Below are 19,944 nucleotides of genomic sequence, written 5' to 3'. Positions count from 1 at the left end.
GATTTTTATCGTGTTTTTATTTTAATCCTTATGATAAACAGAGAAAATCGGACATAGAAAAGCCGGCAGGATCACTCCTGTCGGCTTTAAAAAGGCCAATAATAGTCTAATAAACCTTATTTTTTGATGAATTTTGATTGAATGAATTTTCCTTCTGCTGTTTCAATATTCATATAATAAACACCCGTCTGAAGGATATTGATGTCAAAACTTCTTCCATTGAGTTTTCCTTCAGCTACTTTGCTGCCTGCGGCAGAATAGATCTGGATGTTCTTAGGATCTTTCTTCACGATGAATTCTAATGCCGACTGATCAGAATTTAAGGCAAATCTGAAATTTTCTGTCGATTTATTATTGTCTGATACGCCTAAAGAGGCGGTCGTGTTATACACTACATTATCCACCTGGATTGCTACGTGAGTAGCAGTGGGAGTGAACTTAAATACAATGTATGAACCTGTGGATGCCGGAATATTAACACTGATATTCTGAACTGTACCAATAACCGATACATTAATAGGATTTCCTACAGGAACGAATGTTGACATGTCTGCAGGGTTGGAGGCTACTCCTATCTGAATGCTTCCCGGACCAGGAGATGGAGATACCAGGGTAGTATCAAAAGTCAAAGTTTTATTTCCTGTTGGAGTCTCAATCTGCGGCGTAATAAGATAAGAAGAACCTGTTGAATTGTTTCCTGCATACGACTGAACGAATCTGTTGGAATCTCCTGCTACAATCATTCTTGGAGGTACAGGAGGAAACTCACCGGTTATTGGTGCAACGATGGCAGACCATCCAAACTGAGGGAAAGTAGTGTTCCCAGCGGTAAAATTGTTGAAATTTTCATTGATGTTAGATACCTGAGCATTCGCCGTTAAGGCTGTAAACATCAGAGCTCCTAAAAGTAATTGTAATTTCATGAGATTATTTTTATTTAGAATTATTCCACAAAAATATATAATTATTTTTAATGAGTCTAAATAAAGTTTTATATTTGCTGAAAATTTGTACCCTTATGAAGAAGAAAGTGCTTTCCGTTCTATCATTATCCGTGGCTCTATGGATGAATGCACAAGAAAAGGATTCTCTTAATCAAAAGAAAATTGAAGAAGTTGTTATTACAGGACAGTACATGCAGCAGTCCATTAACAAATCGATATATAAGGTTGATGTTATTGATGCAGAACAGATCAAAAATATGGCAGCAACGAATGTTGCCGAGGTTCTGAATCAAAGTCTGAATATACAGATCACTCCGGATACGCGTTCAGGAAATTCCACCGCCAACATCATGGGACTTAACGGAGACTATGTGAAAATCCTTATAGACAATATACCGGTAGTAGGGGATACAGGACTGGGAAGTAATATAGACCTTACCAAAATTACTCTAAGCAATATCGAAAGAATAGAAATTGTAAAAGGAAGTATGGGGGTTGAATATGGAAATGGTGCCGTTGCCGGGGTTATCAACATTATTACCAAGAAAAACAGTACAAAAAAGATCAGTGTTAGAGGTTCGATACAGGAAGAAACAGTAAGGGACAACTATGATCTTAAGAAAAGAGGAAACGGAAGGCATATTCAGAACCTTAATGTAGATTATAATATCAGCAATGAATGGTTTGCCAGCATCAATTTCAACCATAACCAGTTTATGGGATATGAAGGGGAAAGCAAAGGCTACAAATATTTCGGGCAGGATAACCAGAGAGGGTATGAATGGAACCCGAAAGATCAGTATGATGCGTCTGCTTTATTAAGATATACCAAAAATAAAACGACATTCTTTTACAAACTGTCTTATCTGAATGAAAAATTCAACTTCTACAATCCGGAGGTCAACAGAAATCCTCTTAATGATGGTTTGGGCGGTGTTTCGTATGAAAGCAGAGACAGAAGATATAATACCGACCGATGGATTCACCAGTTCAATATTCAGACTAATCTTGGACATATCCGGTACATGGGCGATTTCTCGTATCAGAACCAGGACAGGAAATACTACGATTATAATTACGATATCCCGAACAGACAAATCAAAAGCCGCCAGGAAGAAAAATCTTATTATAAGACCGATGTCATCTACTCCAGAGGAATGTTCAGCAACTTCCTCGACAGCAAAGTTTTTGATTTCCAGTTAGGATATGAATTAGACTATACCAATGGCTATGCTGCTTTAATTGCCGGAGATTTCTTTGGTGAAGCGGTAAAAAGAAAGATCTTCACCTATTCCAATTTCCTTTCTGCAGAATGGAATGTGTCAGACAAATTCTCTTTAAGACCGGGAGTAAGACTTTCCCTTAGCGAAAACTTTAATAATCAATACAACTACTCTTTATCAGCAAGATATAAAACCTCTGAGAATTCAAATCTTAGAGCAGTGGTGGGATCGGCTAACCGCTTCCCAAAATATGACGAGTTGTATACCTATTTTGTGAATCTTAATCATGATGTACAGGGAAATCCGGACTTGAATCCTGAAAAAGGATTCTCTGCAGGACTTTTCTGGAATCAGAACTTTTCAGCAGATAATGGCTGGAAGATCGCTTATGGAGTAGACGCATTATACCTTGATGTACGTGACAGGATTGAAATGGTAATGGTAAAGGAGCCTTCCACCTATAAATATATGAACCTTAATACCTATAAAAATCTACTATTCTCCGCTAATGTAGATTTCAGAAAAGATCAGTTTGCCCTGTCTTTAAGAGGATCAGTAAACGGAACATCCGTATCGATGATTGATTTGAAATCTTCTTCCCCAACAGACTTTCAGTATCTGGTACAGGCAGGCGCTTCAGCAAATTACAAACTGAAAAGTACCGACACTAATTTTGCCCTTTACTACAAATTCACAGGTCCGGACAGAATTTATGTGTCCGATGGAGCTAATGACTTCCGCCTTGGAAAAATAGATAGTTTCCATATGATGGATTTCATCGTAAGCCAGCCTTTCTGGAAGAAACATTTTGAAATTTCTGCAGGAGTGAAAAATATATTTGATGTCACAAGGTTAAACTCTACGGCAGTAGCCGGTTCAGCTCATACAGCTGCGAACGGGTTTGTTAATTTATATTATGGCAGAAGCTATTTTGCCCGATTAATGTTTCAATTTTAAATAATAAGTTAAGATTATGAAGTATTTAAAAATAATATCTGTTCTTTCCATCATGGCAACCACACAGTCTTGTCTTTCTGCAGACGAAGATCCGGTTCCGGTTCCGCCTATGACGGGATCTGAAGTAAGTGTGCCAATTGGCGGCCCCACAGAACCTAACCAGGTTTGGATCGATTTAAGTGACTACACCAATCCGGCGGTCAACAGCAGGACAGACTGGGATCTTGGTTTTTACAGTGGCGATGCCTACAGAGTGATTATGAACGGATCTCTTGCGATGACGGTAATCAAAATACCCAACGCTTCAGACATCAGTAAAGTAAAGGAAACTGATATTTTAAGTTTAAAAGATATTGCCCAGGTAGGAACATTTGATGCTGCCAACATGAAGTATGTTGACAATCCGAACGGAGACTTCTTAAATCAGACTTCAGGAATTGATGCCATCCATGAAAATGATGCTGATAACCCAGTGTATCTGATCAATCTGGGAAGAGAAATACCTTCTTCTGCCAATATCGGAGCTGGTTCCGTTTCATTGTCCGGTGATCCGAGAGGATGGAAAAAAATTCAGATCCTGAGAGCGCAGAATGGCTATAAAATCCGTTATGCCGATGTGAATGCAACAGGAACGGATATCAAAGAATATCTTATTACCAAAGATACAGAATACAACTTCTCATTCTTTAACCTTAAAACAGGAACTCCGGTAAAAATTCAGCCTAAGAAAAAGAAATGGGATCTGGCATTCACAACATTTACCAATGAAGTGTTCATGGGACCTACAACCAGTGCGGGAAGCTATTTTTATGCTGATTTTGTAGCAACCAATACCCTGAATGGAGTAGGTGCTTACCAGGTAACAGTTACAGGAAATCTTGATGCTGCTTACAATGCATTTAAACTAAAAGATGTAGAGTCTTCAAAATTTGTTTTCAATGACCAGAGGGCTATCGGCGATAAATGGAGAACCACTACCGGTACAGCATCCAATCCTGTTCCTTTTGTGTATGCAGACCGTTTTTTTGTATTGAAAGATGCTGAAGGCTTTTATTTCAAGCTGAGATTCAATACCATGAAAAATACAAAAGGAGAAAGAGGATACACCAATTTTGAATTCGAACCTTTATAAATAATCAAATAATAGTATATCATGAAAAAATTCATCCTTGCAGCTTCTGTTCTTGTAGCAGTATATTCTTGCAAAAAAGCAGAGACAGGAGCAAAAGAAAATACAACAGAAGCCATTTCAGAAGCACCCAAAACCAACAATAAAATAGTAACATTAAACGGAGGAATTACTGAAATCGTAGCTGCTTTAGGCCACGAGAAAGAAATAGTGGGAACTGATGTTACCAGTACCTATCCTGCCTCATTAAAAGCTACAGCGAAAGATTTAGGACACATGAGATCAATGACAATTGAACCGATCATGGCTGTAAACCCAACATTGATTCTTGCTTCTGATAAAGATATCAACCCGGAATTAATGGGGAAAATCAAATCCTCAGGGATTCAAACCGAAGTTTTTAAACAGGAATATACGGTTGAAGGAACTAAAAAACTGATCGAACAGGTAGCAAAAGCGATCGGAAATACAGATTATCAGAAACTAAACGATAAAATTGATGCTGACTTAAAGCAAGTACAGCCTATTGCTAAAAAGCCCAAGGTATTGTTCATCTACGCAAGAGGAAATATGCTGATGGTGAGTGGTAAAAATACCCCAATGGCTTCATTGATCACTCTTGCAGGAGGAGAAAATGCAGTGACTGATTTTGAAGATTTCAAACCATTGACACCGGAAGCCGTTGTAAAAGCTAATCCTGATGTATTATTCTTCTTTGAAACCGGTTTACAGGGAGCAGGAGGAAACGAAGGTGCGCTAAAAATGCCGGGAGTATCTCAGACTAATGCAGGTAAAAACAAGAAAATCATTGCAATGGACGGAGGTTTGGTATCGGGTTTTGGACCAAGAGTAGGAGAAGCAGCAGTAGGATTAAACAAACTTTTAATTGAAAGCACCAAGTAAACTATACTTTTATCTTGTTATAAGTGCGGTACTGCTTGTCATTATAGCAGTGCTGTCACTTAATACAGGAGTCTATGATTTCGGAGAAAACTCTCCGTTCAGGGCTCTGTGGCAATTTATAAAAGGAGATTCCGGTTTGTCACTCAGTGATAAATATGTGATCTGGGACGTAAGAGCCGCCAGAATTATCATGGCCATTTTAATAGGAAGTATGTTGTCGGTTTCAGGAACAAGTCTTCAGGGACTTTTCAAGAATCCTCTGGCAACGGGAGATTTAATAGGACTTACATCAGGAGCAACATTGCTGGCAGCTATTGCGATTGTTTTAGGAGGACATTTCAAAGAATATCTTCCTGAAGCTGTACAATTTTCACTGGTAGGAATAGCCGCTTTTATCGGTTCTTTTTTATCCATGATGCTGGTCTACAGAATTTCAACAAGCGGAGGGAAAACCAATGTAGTGATGATGCTGCTTACCGGAGTTGCCATAACGGCTATCGGGTTTTCGATAACCGGATTTTTGATCTATATCTCAAAAGATGAACAGCTCAGAGATCTTACTTTCTGGAACCTGGGAAGCCTGGCCGCAGCAACATGGACGAAGAATATCATTCTCGCCATTGTGATCACCATCGCCTACATCATTTTATTACCCAAAGGAAAAGCCTTAAATGCAATGATGCTGGGAGAAAAAGATGCACAGCATCTGGGGATCAATGTGGAAAGACTGAAAAAACAGATCATCATCACCGTGGCATTAATGGTGGGAACCTGCGTGGCATTTTCAGGAACAATTGGTTTTGTAGGGCTTATTGTACCTTATATTTTAAGGCTTTTATTCAAATCCAATTATGTTTTTATTTTGCCATTATCGGCAATGTGCGGAAGCATTTTGTTATTAACGGCAGATACCTTCAGCAGAAGTATTGTGGCACCGTCAGAACTGCCGATAGGGATTTTAACAGCCTTAATGGGAGGACCTATTTTTATCGCTATTTTGGTTAAATTTAAAAAATCACTGTAATGATCAAGGCACATCAGATTAATTATCAACATAAAGAATTCCGGATTCTGGACGGGGTAGATGTATCTCTGGAATACGGCGAATTTCTGGCCATTGTGGGACCGAACGGAGCAGGGAAGTCAAGTCTTTTGAGTGTATTGGCAGATGAAGTGAAGTCCGGCCATAACAAGGTTCTGTTTAAAGATAAACCCATCAGAGAATGGAATATCCGGGAACTTTCAAAACACAAAGCCAAGTTCTCGCAGCATAACAGCAATGATATTCCGCTTGAAGTGAAGGATGTGATCATGATGGGAAGGTATCCTTATTTTGATGCCCAGCCCGGAAAAGAAGATCTTGAGGCGATGAATAATATGATGTACGAAACCGATATTTTTCATCTCAAAGAAAGAGAATACAACACCCTTTCAGGAGGAGAAAAACAGCGTGTACATCTATCAAGAGTAATGGCTCAGCTTGAAAATGAAATTGCCCATAAACTGGTTTTTCTGGACGAACCATTGAATAATTTAGATATAAAACATCAGTACAAAGCATTGGAAATTATCAAAAATTTCACCAAAAAAGCCAACAGTGCTATTGTTGTTTTGCATGATTTGAACCTTGCTGCACAGTTTGCAGATAAGATTTTATTAATGAAATCAGGACAAGTCTCTGCCTATGGAACCCCACAGGAAGTTTTTACTGAAGAAAATATCAGCAATGCCTATAACTTCCCCTGTACCATCTGCGGACACCCTATTACGAATAACCCAATGATCATTTTTGGATAACCATGGAAAAAGAAGAACTCAAAATCCTTGCACAGAATCTTGCCAATCCTCAGGGTGAAAAAGGCATTGAGATTGGTGAAATGATGAATGCCACTAACATCAGCATGACGTTAGAAAGTATCAAAACACTTGTGATTGATGACGGCCAGCAAATCCTTGAAATAGGACACGGGAATGCCGCACACCTGAAAAGTATCATGAGCCTTGCCAAAAACCTGAAATACACAGGGATTGACATTTCTGAAACCAAGTACAATGAAGCCAAAAGGCTCAATAAAGAATTTGAAAGCCAGACGGAATTTGTTTTATACGAAGGGAAGAAGCTTCCTTTCAAAGATGAAACTTTTGATAAAATATTTACAGTCAATACCGTATACTTCTGGGAAAATCCCGTGGAATTCTTAAACGAAATCTATAGGGTTTTAAAAGATGACGGAACATTTGTTCTTACATTCGGACAAAAAGAATTCATGGAAAAGCTTCCATTTACAGAGTACGATTTCACTCTGTACAGCAACAGTGAAATGGAAGAAATGATTTCTAAAAGCCGCTTTAAGAGAATGAAAACTTCTGAAAGAGAAGAAGAAATAAAAAGTAAAACAGGAAACGAAACCATACGAAGAATTTATACAATTTTAACCATAAAAAAGTAAAGTAATGAGCACATTAGTTAATGATTTAAAGGAAAAATGGGAAGCTCTGAAAGCAGAAAATCCACATATCAGAATAAGAAATGCAGCAGCACAGTTAGAAGTAAGTGAGGCAGAATTGTTGGCAACAAGCATAGGAGAAGGCGTTACTGTCCTGAACCCGGATTTCCAGGGAATCCTTACAGAAGCTGAGCAGTTGGGAAAAGTAATGGCGCTTACCCGTAATGATGAATGTGTTCATGAAAGAAAAGGGACTTACCTGAACGGAGATTTCAGCAGTCCTCATGCACAGCTTTTTGTGGGTGAAGATATCGATCTCAGAATTTTCCTTAACCACTGGAAATTTGCTTTTGCAGTACTGGAAGGAGAGAAGAAAAGCCTTCAGTTTTTCGGAAAAGACGGACTGGCACTTCACAAGATTTATTTGACAAAAGACAGTAATGATGCTGCTTTCGATGCGATCGTAGAAAAATTCAGAGCAGAAGATCAGAATCAGGCATTGGCTTTTGAAGCAATCGCTCCAAAACAGGCTGAAAAAGCAGATTCAGACATTGATGTAGAAGGCTTTAAAAAAGCCTGGACAGAATTGAAAGATACTCATGATTTCTTCATGATGACCAGAAAATATGGAGTAAGCAGAACGCAGGCATTAAGATTGGCTCCGGAAGGATTTGCTAAGAAAATTGATAATGCGAAAGTGGTGAATATCCTTGAAGATGCTTCTGAAAAGAACGTTCCAATCATGGTTTTCGTTGGAAACAGAGGGATTATCCAGATCCACACAGGAAATGTGAAGAAAACACTTTGGCACCAGCAATGGTTCAATGTAATGGATCCTGATTTCAACTTACATCTTGACGTAACGAAAATTGCAGAAGCGTGGATCGTGAAAAAACCGACTGAAGACGGAGAAGTAACCGCTATCGAAGTATTCAACAAAGAAGGAGACTTTATCGTTCAGTTCTTTGGAAAAAGAAAACCTGGAATTCCTGAGCTTCAGGAGTGGAAGGACCTTGTAGCAGCTTTAGAGAAATAATAATTAGATGATTTGAATGAGACCGTTTTGTTTGTAAAATTCAAAGCGGTCTTTTTTATTGAAACAATCCGCAAGTGCAGGAATATTTGTGTAATTTGTGATTAAATATAAAATAAAATGAAACATATTTTCATAGCGATACTGCTGGCTGGTTTCTGTACATTGAAAGCACAGGATTTAAAAGCATATCAGTTTTATGATAAAAAAGGAAAAGAAGTAAAGACAGAAAAGCTGGTAAAAGAACTGGCGGATTATGATGTGGTCTTTTTTGGGGAAAATCATAACAGTTCCATCAACCACTGGCTTCAGCTGAAGATTACGGAAGCTTTGTTTGCGAAAAAGAACGGACAGCTTATTCTGGGAGCAGAGATGTTTGAGAGAGATAATCAGGTGCAGCTGGATCAATATTTAAACGGAAGGTTTGATGCTAAGACTTTGAAGGATTCTGCCCGTTTGTGGAACAATTATGCAACCGATTACAAGCCTTTGGTAGATTTTGCTAAGGATAAGAAGCTAAATTTTGTTGCTACCAATATCCCAAGAAGATATGCCTCTCAAACCGCCAAAGAAGGTCTTGAATCCTTGAATAAATTAAGCGAAAAAGAGAAAACCTACATTGCCCAGCTGCCGATTAAAGTAACGTTAGACACTCCAGGATATCCGGAAATGAAAAAGATGATGGGAGATCATGCAGAAGGAACCAAAGTGATGAATTTCATTTCAGCTCAGGCTGTAAAAGATGCTACAATGGCTGAATCTATCCTGAAAAGCTACCAGGCCGGAAAAACCTTCATCCACTACAACGGTAACTATCACAGTAAAGAATTTGGAGGAATCTATTGGTATATCAAACAGAAAAATCCTAATTTGAAAATGGCCGTAATTTCTGTTTTTGAATCAGACGATCCCGAACTGAAAGTACCTGCCAAAGATTATATCCCGACAGATTTCAATCTGATTATTCCTGCGGATATGACGAAGACTTTTTAATAAGAAGATGATGCGGATTGAGCAGATCTTATTATGAATTAAATAATTTCAATTGCATTCATTCAATAGGAACGGGCTTTAGCCCGTTCATTTTTTTATATCAAAATTCCATTGGCTTTAGCCAAAACTTAAAATTCATTGCTAAATAAATTATTTTTACACCACAATATTTACCTTTGTATCAGATTCAAAAACATATGAAAAAAATCCCTATCCTGCTGATCTTTTTTACCGGATTTTTTAATGCTCAGAAACTCACCTCCAGTGAAGTTTCAATCATCAATCAGGGAGATGTAAACACGGCGTTACCCATCTATCAGACGACAGATAATAATCAGCACCAAACCCTGCTGAACATTTCTTCAGAAGCAGATCCTCTTGATCCGAATACAGCTGTTCTGGTAAAAAGGATGAAAGAATCTCTTCTTTCAACAGATGGTGGAGTAGGCATTGCTGCTCCTCAGGTGGGAATCAACAGAAAGATCATTTGGGTACAGCGTTTTGATAAGGAAGGAACACCGCTGGAATATTTTATTAACCCGGTCATTGTATGGCGTTCCGATCTGCAGAATCTTGGCCCCGAAGGTGATTTATCTATTCCTGATTTCAGAGATCAGTTTTACAGAAGCAAAGTTATCCAACTGGAATATGTGGATTTGAAAGGACAGAAATATTCAGAAATCGTAGAAGGTTTTACTGCGGTGATTTTCCAGCATGAAATCGACCACCTTTTCGGCATCCTGATTTCCGATAAAAAGGAAAAAGAGAAAAATGATTCCTATAAAAAAGTAGATGCCTATCAGAAAAGTGATGTAAATAAAGACAGAAGGTAATGATGAATTATAAATAATGAATGATGAATGATGAGAAGTTGTTATAAGGCTAAGTAAATGTATGTTTCTAACCATATTTTACAATGAAATCTTCTCCATCTTCATAACCTGCGGGATATACATAGGTAATTACCCCGATATCTGATTGTAAAACTTCTTTTAGTTTATTGAAGTACATATCTCTTTTCTCTTCCGTAGTGTCCATTGTTAGGCTCATAATAAGCCTGTCATCATCTGTAATATTGGCACCCACCATTATTTTGTCCGGATTATCATGATATTTATTCCAGTAAAAAGTTTGGTCAAGGGCAGGGTTTTCGATGAAATAACCAATCATTTCATCTTCTGTTTTAAAAATATAATCTTTGTCGTGCCTTGGGAAAGTATAATCGAGATTTAATTTTTCATATCCGGGAAGGAATGTGTTTAGAACAAGATCAATCGTCTCTCTTGATTTTTGCCCTGCATACACCTGGCATACAATATCTATAATGATTTCCATGACACAAAATTACTCTATTTTATATCATATTGAGTTATAAATGATGAATGATATTCTTAAACACTATATACATAAAAATATCCTTAATCCTCTGTGCCCATCTGCGAAATCTGTGGGAAACTAAAATAAAAAGGAGCTGTTTCCATGGAAACAGCTCCTTTCGTTATAACTATGCTTAAAAAAATTGGATTAATCGTTGTTGGTGACTGATAGTTTCACCTCCATATTATTTCTGGTCGCATTAGAATAAGGACAGATCTGGTGTGCTTTTTCTGTCAAAGCCTGTGCTTCCTCAATAGAAACTCCAGGGATGTTCACATCCAGTTCTGCTGCCAGTCCGAAGCCTCCATTCTCAAGCTGGCCTATGCTGACTTGAGCGGTTACTGTAGTTTCTCCGGTTTTTACTTTAGAAAGACTGATCACTCTGTTCAGAGCGCTGTCGAAACAGGCAGAATATCCCGCTGCAAAAAGCATTTCAGGATTGGCAAAATCATCATTGGCTCCTCCTAAAGCTTTCGGCATTCTTACATCAAGATCCAGCACTCCGTTTTCACTCTTCACATGTCCGTTTCTTCCTCCTTGAGCAGTGACCTGAGTTGTATATAACGTTTTCATTTATTTTCTATTTTGTTTAAGATTTTTAAGACGGTGTCTTTAAGGTGCAACAGCTCTTCCGGTTGTATTCCCAGTTTTTCCTGAATTTTTCCCGGAATTTCACATGCCTTCTGCTGAAGCTGTTTTCCTGCTTCGTCTAAAAATACTTCAACCACTCTTTCGTCCTCTTTTTTTCTTTTTCGGATAATAAATCCTTTAGACTCCAGCCTTTTAAGAAGAGGGGTCAAAGTACCACTGTCCAGAAACAGTTTTTCTCCGATATGGGTTACCGTAAGTCCGTCACCGTCCCATAATATCATCATCACAAGATATTGCGGATAGGTAATGCCCAGTTCATCAAGAAAAGGACGGTAAAGCCCTGTAATCTCTTTGGCAATAACATATAACGGGAAGCAAATCTGGTTTTCCAGTTTGGGTGTTTTCGGATTTTCCATAATTTTTGAGTACGAAAGATTCGATGAAGGTATTACTTTTTTATGATAAATTCATCCATTGGAATTCTGACTTTTTTCATAGTAGAAAGCCAGTCATTAGCCTCATCACGGTATCCAAGATACAAAAGACTTACACTTTTCAGTCCTAATTCTTTTAATCCCAGTACTTCATCTACCACCTCATTGCTGAATCCTTCTGCCGGAGTACTGTCGATTTTAAGCTCTGCGGCTTGTGCAAGGGCAATTCCTAAGGCAATATAAGTCTGGCGGGCAGTGTGTGCAAAATGCTCTTCAGGAGTCTGTGCGCCATATATTTCTTTGATTTTATCGGTATAGCTTCCAAAGCGGCCTCTCGGAAGATCTCTTACATCTGTATGATAATCGTAAACTTTGTCAATTTTTTCATTAGAATAACTGTCCCATGCTGCAAAGACCAAAACGTGAGAAGAATCTCTCATTACTTCAGGGTTCAATGCACCTGCTACCATTTTTTCTTTCAGTTCCTGATTTTCCACTACAATAATTCTGAACGGTTGTAAGCCCGACGAAGTAGGAGCCAGTCTTGCTGATTCTAAAATAGTATTAAGGTCTTCCTGTGAAACTTTTTTGGTAGGATCATAAGCTTTTACAGCGTGTCTCCAGTTTAGATTTTCTATTAATGACATTTTTATTTTGTTTTTAAATTAAACTACTTTGTTTTTTATCACCTCTATTTATTGTTGAAGTAAATTAACAGTACAAATATACAGTCAATTTAATTGTGTACAATTTAATTTTAAATGATTTTATTGATAGCAATTATTGATAAACTTTAAAAAGGTGAAATAATGAAGATGACAGTAAGAAATTTTAGTTTCAATTTTATTCATTTCCGCATGATTCGGATTTTTTCAAAGCCTATGAATTCCAATATTTGTCATAGAATTTTAAACTAAAAACAATGCAGAGATTTAAAAACAAAACCGCCTTAATTACGGGAGGAACCAATGGAATGGGTCTGGCTACCGCTCAGAAATTTATAGAAGAAGGAGGGAAAGTCATTATTACAGGCAGAAGTGAAGAAACCGTGAATAATGCTTTGGAAAAGCTTGGAGAAAATGCCTTCGGAATCGTATCTAACGCTGGGAATATAAAAGATTTGATGAATCTTCAGCAGGAAGTCAGAAAATATACAGAACATATTGATCTGGTTTTTGCCAATGCAGGATACGGAAGATTTGCACCTGTGGAATATGTGGATGAAAATCAGTTTGACGAATTATTTAATATGCTGGTGAAAGGACCGTTTTTTACGGTACAGCAGATGTTGCCATTAATGAAAAGCGGAAGCTCTGTTATTTTCAATACTTCAGTGGCAACGGATATTGCGATGCCTAATTTTTCGGTGTATTCTGCAGCCAAATCTGCAGTGCAGTCAATGATCAAAACTTTTGCTGTAGAACTTACAGAACGTGGAATCCGTGTGAATGGAGTAAGTCCCGGACATATCAAAACCAATATTTTTAATAATACAGGTTTAACCGGAGAGCAGATAGAAAGCGCTATTGATGATATTATTCCGACAATTCCTTTTAAAAGACAGGGAGAGCCTTCAGAAATAGCCAGTGTAGTTCTGTTTCTGGCTTCAGAAGAAGCGTCCTATATCCATGGAGCGGAGATAAAAGTGGATGCCGGAATTTCTGTGATCAGATAATCCTGATTATTTGACCTCTTTAATTTCTTTGATGATATTGGTTTTATTTTCAATACCAATATTATAGGCCTTACCTTTTTTAAAGCTTTGGGTTGCTTTTTCCATCAGGCTCTTATATTCCGGTGACTTTTTAGAGAGATAAAAAACCTGCGCACTGATTCCAATAGCGACACGCACCACTTCATTGGGTTTGTCCGGATCTTCAGTAATATCGGAAATAGTGGCATTATTATACCAGGTTAAATTCTGCGGAGTGGAATTACCGGAACACGATGTAATCATAATAAAAAGTAATAGTAAACAGGACCAGGCTTTCATAATAAAAAGGATTAAGTAAAAAAGCTCCTGCAATATATCAAAATATCGGCAGGAGCTCTATATAAATTAGTTAGAATCCACAGCTCGCTACACTAGGTGCAGGGGAAGGAGAACATCCGGAAAGGGATGAGAATATGTTCAATACACAGTTGGTATTCACATAATTGTTATCATATAACAGAGATCCTGATGGACTTCTGTAGTATACGTTTCCTGCAGTATTGGCATAAGAAGATACTGAAGCAGACCCACAGCTTGTGTTGGTGCAAGCAACTCTCCATGCAGAATCGGTTACCGGTCCGCTGGAGAATAATGACGGATCAATGATTCTTTTCTCAACAATTCCTGATGCATTTTTGAAGCTTACCAAAATGGCTACGTGATATACCCATGAAACGCAGCATGTTCCGGTAGACGCTCTAAGGTTACCATACACGAATTGCTTTTCGCAATCATAGCCTGCATTCAAAAGGATCTGTCTCATTTTGTGGGCTCTTGCATAGCATCCATCCACCGGATATCTGAATGTGATACATGGTGAAGATGCCGTAGAAGTTCCACAAGCCTGGTTTTTGATCTGGGTAAAAAGACTGTTTAATGTAGCAAGATTAGGAATAACACTTACTGCCTTGTTACTTTCTCCTCTTTCTTCTTTGTTGAATACCGATTTGAAATAACGGATGTCATCAGCAGTTGCTTTTTCTACTTTTGCAATTTTATTGGTATTAGCTTTAAGGAAAACATGAACAGGAGTTTCGTTTTCAACAGCCTGTCTGATCATGGAGATATAACCTGCATTCTCTTTACTGTCCGCAATTTCATACGGCTGTGCAGTAACCATAAATGAGATTTTAAATTTTCCATCTTCTTTTTCAATCCCTACCGGAACAGTTTTGCCGAAATCTTTCATTGCAATTTCATTAGACTCCTTGGCTACAAGATTAGGATCCTGGTTGGCAGCTGAATCTGAGCAGGAATTCACTGACAGTACCGTCACGAATACCATCATGGATAACAGAAATTTTTTCATAGTTTTTATATTTTGTGGTTAGTTTTCAGTGAACATTTTAATTATGATAGTTCACTTATTTGTGACATTAAAAGTAATAAAAATTAAAATATATGCAATATTTTTTTGAAAAAAATACATTATTTTGTTGTTTTATTGATTTTATAATATTTAAAAAGATGAAAAAATGATCATTTTTATAGAAATATTCAAGAAAAATAAAAAAAATTAAAATAATGTTTTTTTAACCTTGCAGTCTGGATTCCTACTGAATAACAAACGTTGTGGATAGTCAAGGTGAATAAAAATAACATTATCATAAAACTAAAAGCCCGGTTTCAACGATTGAAACCGGGCTCATTTTATTGTAAGTAAACTTGACTATTTATAAATCAATTCTGCCTGAAAAACATCCGCGAAATGCTTTCTGATCTTTGCTTTCAGTTCTTCCATTTCTTCTGGTGTCAGTTCTCTTTCAAGCTCTCTTTTTAAAGAAGTAACCTGCTTATCTTTGATCCCACATGGAATAATGTATTCAAAATAACGCATATCCGTATTCACATTCAGTGCAAAGCCGTGAAGAGTTACCCAACGGGAAGCTTTCACTCCCATGGCACACATTTTTCTGGCGTATGGTTTTCCCACATCCAGCCATACTCCGGTCTCTCCCGGCGAGCGTTCTCCTTTAATACCATATTCGGCAATGGTTCTGATGATCACTTCTTCCAGATTCCTCATATATAAATGAATATCAGTGAAAAAATTTTCAAGATCCAGAATAGGATAACCTACAACTTGTCCATAGCCATGATAGGTAATATCTCCACCGCGGTTTACTTTCACGAAGGTAGCCTCAATTTCTTTCAGCTTATCAATACCGGCAAGCATATTTTCTTCATGTCCGCTTTTTCCTAACGTGTACACGTGAGGATGCTCTACGAAAAGAAGGTGGTTGGGAGTAATACTATGCTGTTCCGCAGGAAGATCTCTGTTTTTTATTTTGGTATCAATGATGTTTTTCATCAGCTGTTCCTGATAATCCCAGGCTGGCTGATATTCTTTGACTCCTAAATCTTCAAATTCTACTGCTTTATTTTGATTTGTATTCATTTCAATTTTTGATATACAAATTTAGTGAATTTTACCCTTTTATGGAATGGATAAAATCTATGGCATTCTTCTTCCAGTCTCTATCCTGAAGTAAAATATTTACAAAAGCAGTTCCGATGATACCGCCATCCGCTTTTTCCGTTACATTTTCGAAGTCTTCTTTCGATTTAATTCCAAACCCAATCATCACCGGATTTTTAAGTGGAAGAGCAGCGAGCCTGGAAAGATAGTCCTCATTCTTTAAAACCGCATTTTCATTTCCGGTAGTGGAAGAAGAGCTTACTGCGTACAGAAATCCTGAACTTAATGAATCCAGATAGATCATTCTTTCATCGGAGGTTTCCGGTGTTACAAGGAAAGTGAAATTAAGATTAAATTGTTTTAAGATATGCTGATAGTTTTTCTCAAACTCAATAGGAGGAAGATCAGGAAGGATCAGCCCTGAAACACCACTTTCCGAACATGCTGCACAGAATTTCTCAAATCCGAAACTCAATACCGGATTGATATATCCCATCAGAATAATTGGAATGTTGATTTTGTCTTTGATGGCTTTTAGCTGAGATAACAGTTTTTCGATCGTCATTCCGTTTTGTAAAGCCAGTTCGTGAGCTTTCTGAATGACAGGGCCGTCTGCTACAGGATCAGAATAAGGCATTCCGATTTCAATCATATCTGCTCCGGAATCCTGAATCAGTTGTATAATATCAGCGGTATCTTCCAGTTGTGGAATTCCTGCTGTGAAGTATATATTTAGTTTTTTCATTTTTTATTGTATTAAAGTATAACGTACAAAGTACAATGTATAAAGTAGTATTAAACTCAGGTGAGAAAGTACATTGTACATTTTACATCCGACATTTTACAAATTCTTCAGATATGTTTCCATATCCTTATCTCCACGGCCGCTCAGGCAAATGACCACAACATCATTTTCATTAAATTTCTTCTTATCCAGAACAGCCAGCGCATGAGAGCTTTCCAGTGCAGGGATAATTCCTTCCAGTCTGGTGAGTTCAAAGGCACATTTCAAAGCTTCATCATCATTAATGCTAAAGAATTCAGCTCTTTTTTCTTTAAATAAATGCGCGTGAAAAGGCCCGATTCCCGGGTAATCCAGTCCGGCAGAAATAGAGTGGGGCTCAATAACCTGGCCGTCTTCTGTCTGCATTACAAGACTTTTGCTTCCGTGAAGAACACCAAGCGTTCCCAGGAAAGTGGTAGCAGCGGATTTTCCGGAATCCACTCCCAATCCTCCGGCTTCAGCAGCAATGATTTTCACCTCTTTTTCCTCTACGAAATGATAAAAGGTCCCTGCTGCATTACTTCCTCCACCTACACAGGCAATCACATAATCCGGATTTTCTCTTCCGATTTTCTCTTTCAGCTGTTCTTTGATTTCCTTTGAAATAATACTCTGGAATCGTGCTACAAGATCCGGAAAAGGATGAGGTCCCACTACACTTCCAATCACATAATGAGTCGTCACAGGATTGTTGATCCAGTCTCTTAATGCTTCATTTACTGCATCTTTCAGGGTTTTTGAACCTGAAGTGGCAGCCACTACTTCTGCTCCAAGCATTTTCATTCTCGCTACATTGGGAGCCTGTCTCTGGATATCAACTTCTCCCATATAGACGATACATTCCAAACCCAGTAAAGCACATGCTGTAGCGGTAGCAACGCCATGCTGTCCGGCTCCGGTTTCTGCAATAATCCTGGTTTTTCCAAGACGTTTCGCTAATAAAACCTGGCCCAGGGCATTATTGATTTTATGAGCTCCGGTATGGTTGAGATCCTCCCGTTTCAGATAGATCTGAGTCTTGTATTTCTGACTTAAATTTTTAGCAAAATATAAAGGAGTGGCCCGCCCAACATAGTTTTTCAGCAAATCCTGATACTCGGCCTGAAAATCTTCAGACTCTATGATTTCGAGATAGTTTTTTTGCAGTTCTTCTACATTAGGATAGAGCATTTCGGGGATAAAAGCACCTCCAAACTCTCCATAATATCCGTTTTCATCGGGGTTTTTATAATTCATTTTTTATTCTTTAGTTATTAAATAAGCATTGTTTTGTGAACTCAGCCGGTTGAGCAGCTCTTTTCTTTTCTGCGAGGTATGAAAAATCAAAATATCATCATCTTCAGAATTTACCCACTCCGAGCCGATACTTTCTTTGATCATTCTAGCTTTATCATGAAGAATTTCGATGTCACACTTTTCATAAAAAGGACGCAGATCCGAATGGCAGAAACCAATTGTCTCTAAATTTCTCTGAATAACATTTTCTTTGAAATTGTTTACCAATGCAGCACCATATCCTTTCTTTTTATGAGCTGCCACAAGTCCTACAGCTTCTGCGAATGTATATGATGTGTTTTCTATTTGTAAGGTGAAATCAAAATTCACTCTCATAATGGCCAATATGCTTTCATCCGCATCCATCAGAAAATGAAATTCCGAGTCTTTAAAAAAAGAGCGGAAGTAGGATGATTTCATGGTGTTCCATGCGGAAATATCCCAAAGTTCCAGGATGTGCTTTATTTCGGCTTCTGTTAAATCTTTCGTTTCTTTTACGTGATATTTCATGGGTTCAAACTATTAATAAATGTGAGATGGTAATCGTACTGCTGTTTGGTAATCAGCTTTTTATAATATAATAATTCTATTTTATGCATTAAGTCAATTAAGGTTGCTTTATCTATTTTCGACTGATACATGGTAATGGCAATTTCAAGGTTGTCAATCAGAAAATAAGGATCGGAATCCTCGTAAAGCAGAAAAATTTTAGAATAAATCAATCCCAGGTCATACTTTACACTGGATTTTACATGGTTTTCCAAAAATTTATCTGAAATAATAACCAGATAATAACTGTTCCATAAACTGATTCTTTCAAAAAAATACTGGATATCACTTTCTTCAAAATCTTTAATAATACAAATGAAATCAGACAATAATCCACCTGCTTCCCAATGTTCTGTATTGCTGTCGTTCTGTGCAACAAAGTGGTACAGATTCTGGATTTTTTCATTCCCGAATTTAGGCGGAAATAATGTTTTATAAAATGTCTTTTTTAGCAAATGTATATTCATCCTTGTGTTTTTTATGTGTTATTTATTTTGTTGAAATTGGGTTTTAAATTTTTTTATCCTGTCAATATTTTTACTGCCGGGTTCTGTTTCAAACTTTGAATTGATATCCAAAGCGAAAGGCTGTTGCTTCAATGTTTTTACATCACAGATATTATCTTCAGAAATTCCGCCGCTTAGAAAGTAGGGCAGTGGAATCTCAAATTCATTCAGAATATTCCAGTCGAATTGTTTTCCCGTTCCGCCAAATGCTTTACTGTCTGTATCGAATAGGTAGTAGGTGACAGGTTGCTGGTTGGAGGAAAGAGTTTGTGCTATTTTATCTTTGTTATCAGCATCAATATTTCCTATTCTGATTACTTTAATGATTCCAACCTTAGGATTCAGTTTTTGTCTTAGTTCAGCAATAAAATCGTTATTTTCATCACCATGAAGCTGTACAAAATTCAAATCTGCAGACTGAACGATCTTTACAATGATATCTGCTTCTTCATTAACAAAAACGCCCACTTTTCCCTGGTGGTCAATACTTGAGAGTTCTTCCAGACTCAGATGATTCAAAACATACCTCGGTGATTTTTCATAGAAGATAAAACCGAGAAAATCTGTTTTCATAGCAATCAATTCCTGAATCTGATCCGGTTTTGTAAGACCGCAGACTTTGAGTTGAGGTGGCAGGTTTGAGGTTGTAGGTTGCAGGTTCATTGT

23 protein-coding genes are annotated in these 19,944 nt (G+C 37.7%); 10 read left to right on the top strand and 13 right to left on the bottom strand.

Annotation, left to right across the window (positions count from 1 at the left end; translation table 11 throughout):
* Positions 1 to 116: 116 nt before the first annotated feature.
* Complete coding sequence (locus AB1278_RS16235; RefSeq protein ID WP_429815686.1) at positions 117 to 923, bottom strand: choice-of-anchor J domain-containing protein; 807 nt, start codon at positions 921 to 923, stop codon at positions 117 to 119.
* A gap of 95 nt (positions 924 to 1,018) precedes the next feature.
* Here AB1278_RS16235 and AB1278_RS16230 point away from each other — a divergent pair, with 95 nt between their 5' ends.
* From AB1278_RS16230 to AB1278_RS16190, 9 genes are all read left to right on the top strand, one after another.
* Positions 1,019 to 3,124 (top strand): TonB-dependent receptor plug domain-containing protein, encoded by a 2,106-nt coding sequence (locus tag AB1278_RS16230; protein WP_429815683.1) that lies wholly within the window; start codon positions 1,019 to 1,021, stop codon positions 3,122 to 3,124.
* Positions 3,125 to 3,140: 16 nt separating this feature from the next.
* Positions 3,141 to 4,256 (top strand): HmuY family protein, encoded by a 1,116-nt coding sequence (locus AB1278_RS16225; RefSeq protein ID WP_429815680.1) that lies wholly within the window; start codon positions 3,141 to 3,143, stop codon positions 4,254 to 4,256.
* Between the two features lie 21 nt (positions 4,257 to 4,277).
* Positions 4,278 to 5,156 carry a heme/hemin ABC transporter substrate-binding protein gene (locus AB1278_RS16220; protein WP_202844117.1) on the top strand — a complete coding sequence of 293 codons (879 nt, stop codon included), beginning with the start codon at positions 4,278 to 4,280 and terminating at the stop codon, positions 5,154 to 5,156.
* Positions 5,140 to 6,180 carry a FecCD family ABC transporter permease gene (locus AB1278_RS16215; RefSeq protein WP_411413665.1) on the top strand — a complete coding sequence of 347 codons (1,041 nt, stop codon included), beginning with the start codon at positions 5,140 to 5,142 and terminating at the stop codon, positions 6,178 to 6,180. Before AB1278_RS16220 ends, AB1278_RS16215 begins: the two co-directional genes overlap by 17 nt.
* Positions 6,180 to 6,953, top strand: a complete 774-nt coding sequence (locus AB1278_RS16210) for a heme ABC transporter ATP-binding protein (protein ID WP_411413666.1) — start codon at positions 6,180 to 6,182, stop codon at positions 6,951 to 6,953. The genes AB1278_RS16215 and AB1278_RS16210 overlap by 1 nt, the downstream gene beginning before the upstream one ends.
* Positions 6,954 to 6,955: 2 nt before the next feature.
* Positions 6,956 to 7,606, top strand: a complete 651-nt coding sequence (locus tag AB1278_RS16205; protein WP_429815675.1) for a class I SAM-dependent methyltransferase — start codon at positions 6,956 to 6,958, stop codon at positions 7,604 to 7,606.
* A gap of 4 nt (positions 7,607 to 7,610) precedes the next feature.
* On the top strand, positions 7,611 to 8,639 hold the full coding sequence (locus tag AB1278_RS16200) for a hemin-degrading factor (protein WP_429815672.1): 1,029 nt from the start codon (positions 7,611 to 7,613) through the stop codon (positions 8,637 to 8,639).
* A 117-nt stretch (positions 8,640 to 8,756) separates the two neighbouring features.
* Positions 8,757 to 9,629, top strand: coding sequence for a ChaN family lipoprotein (locus AB1278_RS16195; RefSeq protein WP_429815669.1), 873 nt, complete (start codon positions 8,757 to 8,759; stop codon positions 9,627 to 9,629).
* Between the two features lie 197 nt (positions 9,630 to 9,826).
* Positions 9,827 to 10,462: a peptide deformylase gene (locus AB1278_RS16190; RefSeq protein ID WP_062670967.1), complete on the top strand. Its 636-nt coding sequence runs from the start codon at positions 9,827 to 9,829 to the stop codon at positions 10,460 to 10,462.
* Between the two features lie 67 nt (positions 10,463 to 10,529).
* Here AB1278_RS16190 and AB1278_RS16185 read toward each other — a convergent pair whose 3' ends face one another.
* From AB1278_RS16185 to AB1278_RS16170, 4 genes are all read right to left on the bottom strand, one after another.
* Entirely contained in the window at positions 10,530 to 10,964 is a 435-nt protein-coding gene (locus tag AB1278_RS16185; RefSeq protein ID WP_216445004.1) for a hypothetical protein, read from the bottom strand.
* Between the two features lie 189 nt (positions 10,965 to 11,153).
* Complete coding sequence (locus AB1278_RS16180; protein WP_062670963.1) at positions 11,154 to 11,579, bottom strand: organic hydroperoxide resistance protein; 426 nt, start codon at positions 11,577 to 11,579, stop codon at positions 11,154 to 11,156.
* On the bottom strand, positions 11,576 to 12,013 hold the full coding sequence (locus tag AB1278_RS16175; protein WP_062670961.1) for a MarR family winged helix-turn-helix transcriptional regulator: 438 nt from the start codon (positions 12,011 to 12,013) through the stop codon (positions 11,576 to 11,578). Before AB1278_RS16175 ends, AB1278_RS16180 begins: the two co-directional genes overlap by 4 nt.
* A gap of 32 nt (positions 12,014 to 12,045) precedes the next feature.
* Positions 12,046 to 12,678 carry an NAD(P)H-dependent oxidoreductase gene (locus AB1278_RS16170; protein ID WP_062670959.1) on the bottom strand — a complete coding sequence of 211 codons (633 nt, stop codon included), beginning with the start codon at positions 12,676 to 12,678 and terminating at the stop codon, positions 12,046 to 12,048.
* Positions 12,679 to 12,953: 275 nt separating this feature from the next.
* Here AB1278_RS16170 and AB1278_RS16165 point away from each other — a divergent pair, with 275 nt between their 5' ends.
* The gene (locus AB1278_RS16165; RefSeq protein WP_216445003.1) at positions 12,954 to 13,706 is read left to right on the top strand and encodes an SDR family oxidoreductase; all 753 of its coding nucleotides are present in this window, start codon (positions 12,954 to 12,956) and stop codon (positions 13,704 to 13,706) included.
* Between the two features lie 6 nt (positions 13,707 to 13,712).
* Here AB1278_RS16165 and AB1278_RS16160 read toward each other — a convergent pair whose 3' ends face one another.
* The 8 genes from AB1278_RS16160 to AB1278_RS16125 all read right to left on the bottom strand — a co-directional run bounded on the left by AB1278_RS16160 (position 13,713) and on the right by AB1278_RS16125 (position 19,941).
* Positions 13,713 to 13,988, bottom strand: a complete 276-nt coding sequence (locus AB1278_RS16160) for a hypothetical protein (protein ID WP_147367537.1) — start codon at positions 13,986 to 13,988, stop codon at positions 13,713 to 13,715.
* 106 nt (positions 13,989 to 14,094) lie between these two features.
* Complete coding sequence (locus tag AB1278_RS16155; RefSeq protein ID WP_202844099.1) at positions 14,095 to 15,054, bottom strand: protein-glutamine glutaminase; 960 nt, start codon at positions 15,052 to 15,054, stop codon at positions 14,095 to 14,097.
* Between the two features lie 360 nt (positions 15,055 to 15,414).
* Positions 15,415 to 16,143: a lipoyl(octanoyl) transferase LipB gene (gene lipB, locus AB1278_RS16150; protein ID WP_346563670.1), complete on the bottom strand. Its 729-nt coding sequence runs from the start codon at positions 16,141 to 16,143 to the stop codon at positions 15,415 to 15,417.
* Between the two features lie 31 nt (positions 16,144 to 16,174).
* Positions 16,175 to 16,909: a tryptophan synthase subunit alpha gene (gene trpA / locus AB1278_RS16145; RefSeq protein WP_429815660.1), complete on the bottom strand. Its 735-nt coding sequence runs from the start codon at positions 16,907 to 16,909 to the stop codon at positions 16,175 to 16,177.
* Between the two features lie 96 nt (positions 16,910 to 17,005).
* Entirely contained in the window at positions 17,006 to 18,184 is a 1,179-nt protein-coding gene (gene trpB, locus AB1278_RS16140; protein WP_429815657.1) for a tryptophan synthase subunit beta, read from the bottom strand.
* Positions 18,185 to 18,187: 3 nt separating this feature from the next.
* Complete coding sequence (locus tag AB1278_RS16135) at positions 18,188 to 18,733, bottom strand: GNAT family N-acetyltransferase (protein ID WP_429815654.1); 546 nt, start codon at positions 18,731 to 18,733, stop codon at positions 18,188 to 18,190.
* Positions 18,730 to 19,239, bottom strand: a complete 510-nt coding sequence (locus tag AB1278_RS16130; protein WP_110009430.1) for a hypothetical protein — start codon at positions 19,237 to 19,239, stop codon at positions 18,730 to 18,732. Before AB1278_RS16130 ends, AB1278_RS16135 begins: the two co-directional genes overlap by 4 nt.
* 18 nt (positions 19,240 to 19,257) lie before the next feature.
* Positions 19,258 to 19,941, bottom strand: a complete 684-nt coding sequence (locus AB1278_RS16125) for a phosphoribosylanthranilate isomerase (RefSeq protein ID WP_429815651.1) — start codon at positions 19,939 to 19,941, stop codon at positions 19,258 to 19,260.
* Between the last annotated feature and the right edge of the window lie 3 nt (positions 19,942 to 19,944).

It is taken from the genome of Chryseobacterium sp. NRRL B-14798 (assembly GCF_050470705.1).
GTDB classification, from domain to species: domain Bacteria; phylum Bacteroidota; class Bacteroidia; order Flavobacteriales; family Weeksellaceae; genus Chryseobacterium; species Chryseobacterium cupriresistens.
This window is presented reverse-complemented; position numbering and strand designations above follow the sequence as displayed.

What these genes read in the sequence shown, in the direction of transcription:
- AB1278_RS16235 (WP_429815686.1), bottom strand. Translation starts at nt 923, where the DNA reads ATGAAATTACAATTACTTTTAGGAGCTCTGATGTTTACAGCCTTAACG.
- AB1278_RS16230 (WP_429815683.1), top strand. Translation starts at nt 1,019, where the DNA reads ATGAAGAAGAAAGTGCTTTCCGTTCTATCATTATCCGTGGCTCTATGG.
- AB1278_RS16225 (WP_429815680.1), top strand. Translation starts at nt 3,141, where the DNA reads ATGAAGTATTTAAAAATAATATCTGTTCTTTCCATCATGGCAACCACA.
- AB1278_RS16220 (WP_202844117.1), top strand. Translation starts at nt 4,278, where the DNA reads ATGAAAAAATTCATCCTTGCAGCTTCTGTTCTTGTAGCAGTATATTCT.
- AB1278_RS16210 (WP_411413666.1), top strand. Translation starts at nt 6,180, where the DNA reads ATGATCAAGGCACATCAGATTAATTATCAACATAAAGAATTCCGGATT.
- AB1278_RS16205 (WP_429815675.1), top strand. Translation starts at nt 6,956, where the DNA reads ATGGAAAAAGAAGAACTCAAAATCCTTGCACAGAATCTTGCCAATCCT.
- AB1278_RS16200 (WP_429815672.1), top strand. Translation starts at nt 7,611, where the DNA reads ATGAGCACATTAGTTAATGATTTAAAGGAAAAATGGGAAGCTCTGAAA.
- AB1278_RS16195 (WP_429815669.1), top strand. Translation starts at nt 8,757, where the DNA reads ATGAAACATATTTTCATAGCGATACTGCTGGCTGGTTTCTGTACATTG.
- AB1278_RS16190 (WP_062670967.1), top strand. Translation starts at nt 9,827, where the DNA reads ATGAAAAAAATCCCTATCCTGCTGATCTTTTTTACCGGATTTTTTAAT.
- AB1278_RS16185 (WP_216445004.1), bottom strand. Translation starts at nt 10,964, where the DNA reads ATGGAAATCATTATAGATATTGTATGCCAGGTGTATGCAGGGCAAAAA.
- AB1278_RS16180 (WP_062670963.1), bottom strand. Translation starts at nt 11,579, where the DNA reads ATGAAAACGTTATATACAACTCAGGTCACTGCTCAAGGAGGAAGAAAC.
- AB1278_RS16175 (WP_062670961.1), bottom strand. Translation starts at nt 12,013, where the DNA reads ATGGAAAATCCGAAAACACCCAAACTGGAAAACCAGATTTGCTTCCCG.
- AB1278_RS16170 (WP_062670959.1), bottom strand. Translation starts at nt 12,678, where the DNA reads ATGTCATTAATAGAAAATCTAAACTGGAGACACGCTGTAAAAGCTTAT.
- AB1278_RS16165 (WP_216445003.1), top strand. Translation starts at nt 12,954, where the DNA reads ATGCAGAGATTTAAAAACAAAACCGCCTTAATTACGGGAGGAACCAAT.
- AB1278_RS16160 (WP_147367537.1), bottom strand. Translation starts at nt 13,988, where the DNA reads ATGATTACATCGTGTTCCGGTAATTCCACTCCGCAGAATTTAACCTGG.
- AB1278_RS16155 (WP_202844099.1), bottom strand. Translation starts at nt 15,054, where the DNA reads ATGAAAAAATTTCTGTTATCCATGATGGTATTCGTGACGGTACTGTCA.
- lipB (WP_346563670.1), bottom strand. Translation starts at nt 16,143, where the DNA reads ATGAATACAAATCAAAATAAAGCAGTAGAATTTGAAGATTTAGGAGTC.
- trpA (WP_429815660.1), bottom strand. Translation starts at nt 16,909, where the DNA reads ATGAAAAAACTAAATATATACTTCACAGCAGGAATTCCACAACTGGAA.
- trpB (WP_429815657.1), bottom strand. Translation starts at nt 18,184, where the DNA reads ATGAATTATAAAAACCCCGATGAAAACGGATATTATGGAGAGTTTGGA.
- AB1278_RS16135 (WP_429815654.1), bottom strand. Translation starts at nt 18,733, where the DNA reads ATGAAATATCACGTAAAAGAAACGAAAGATTTAACAGAAGCCGAAATA.
- AB1278_RS16130 (WP_110009430.1), bottom strand. Translation starts at nt 19,239, where the DNA reads ATGAATATACATTTGCTAAAAAAGACATTTTATAAAACATTATTTCCG.
- AB1278_RS16125 (WP_429815651.1), bottom strand. Translation starts at nt 19,941, where the DNA reads ATGAACCTGCAACCTACAACCTCAAACCTGCCACCTCAACTCAAAGTC.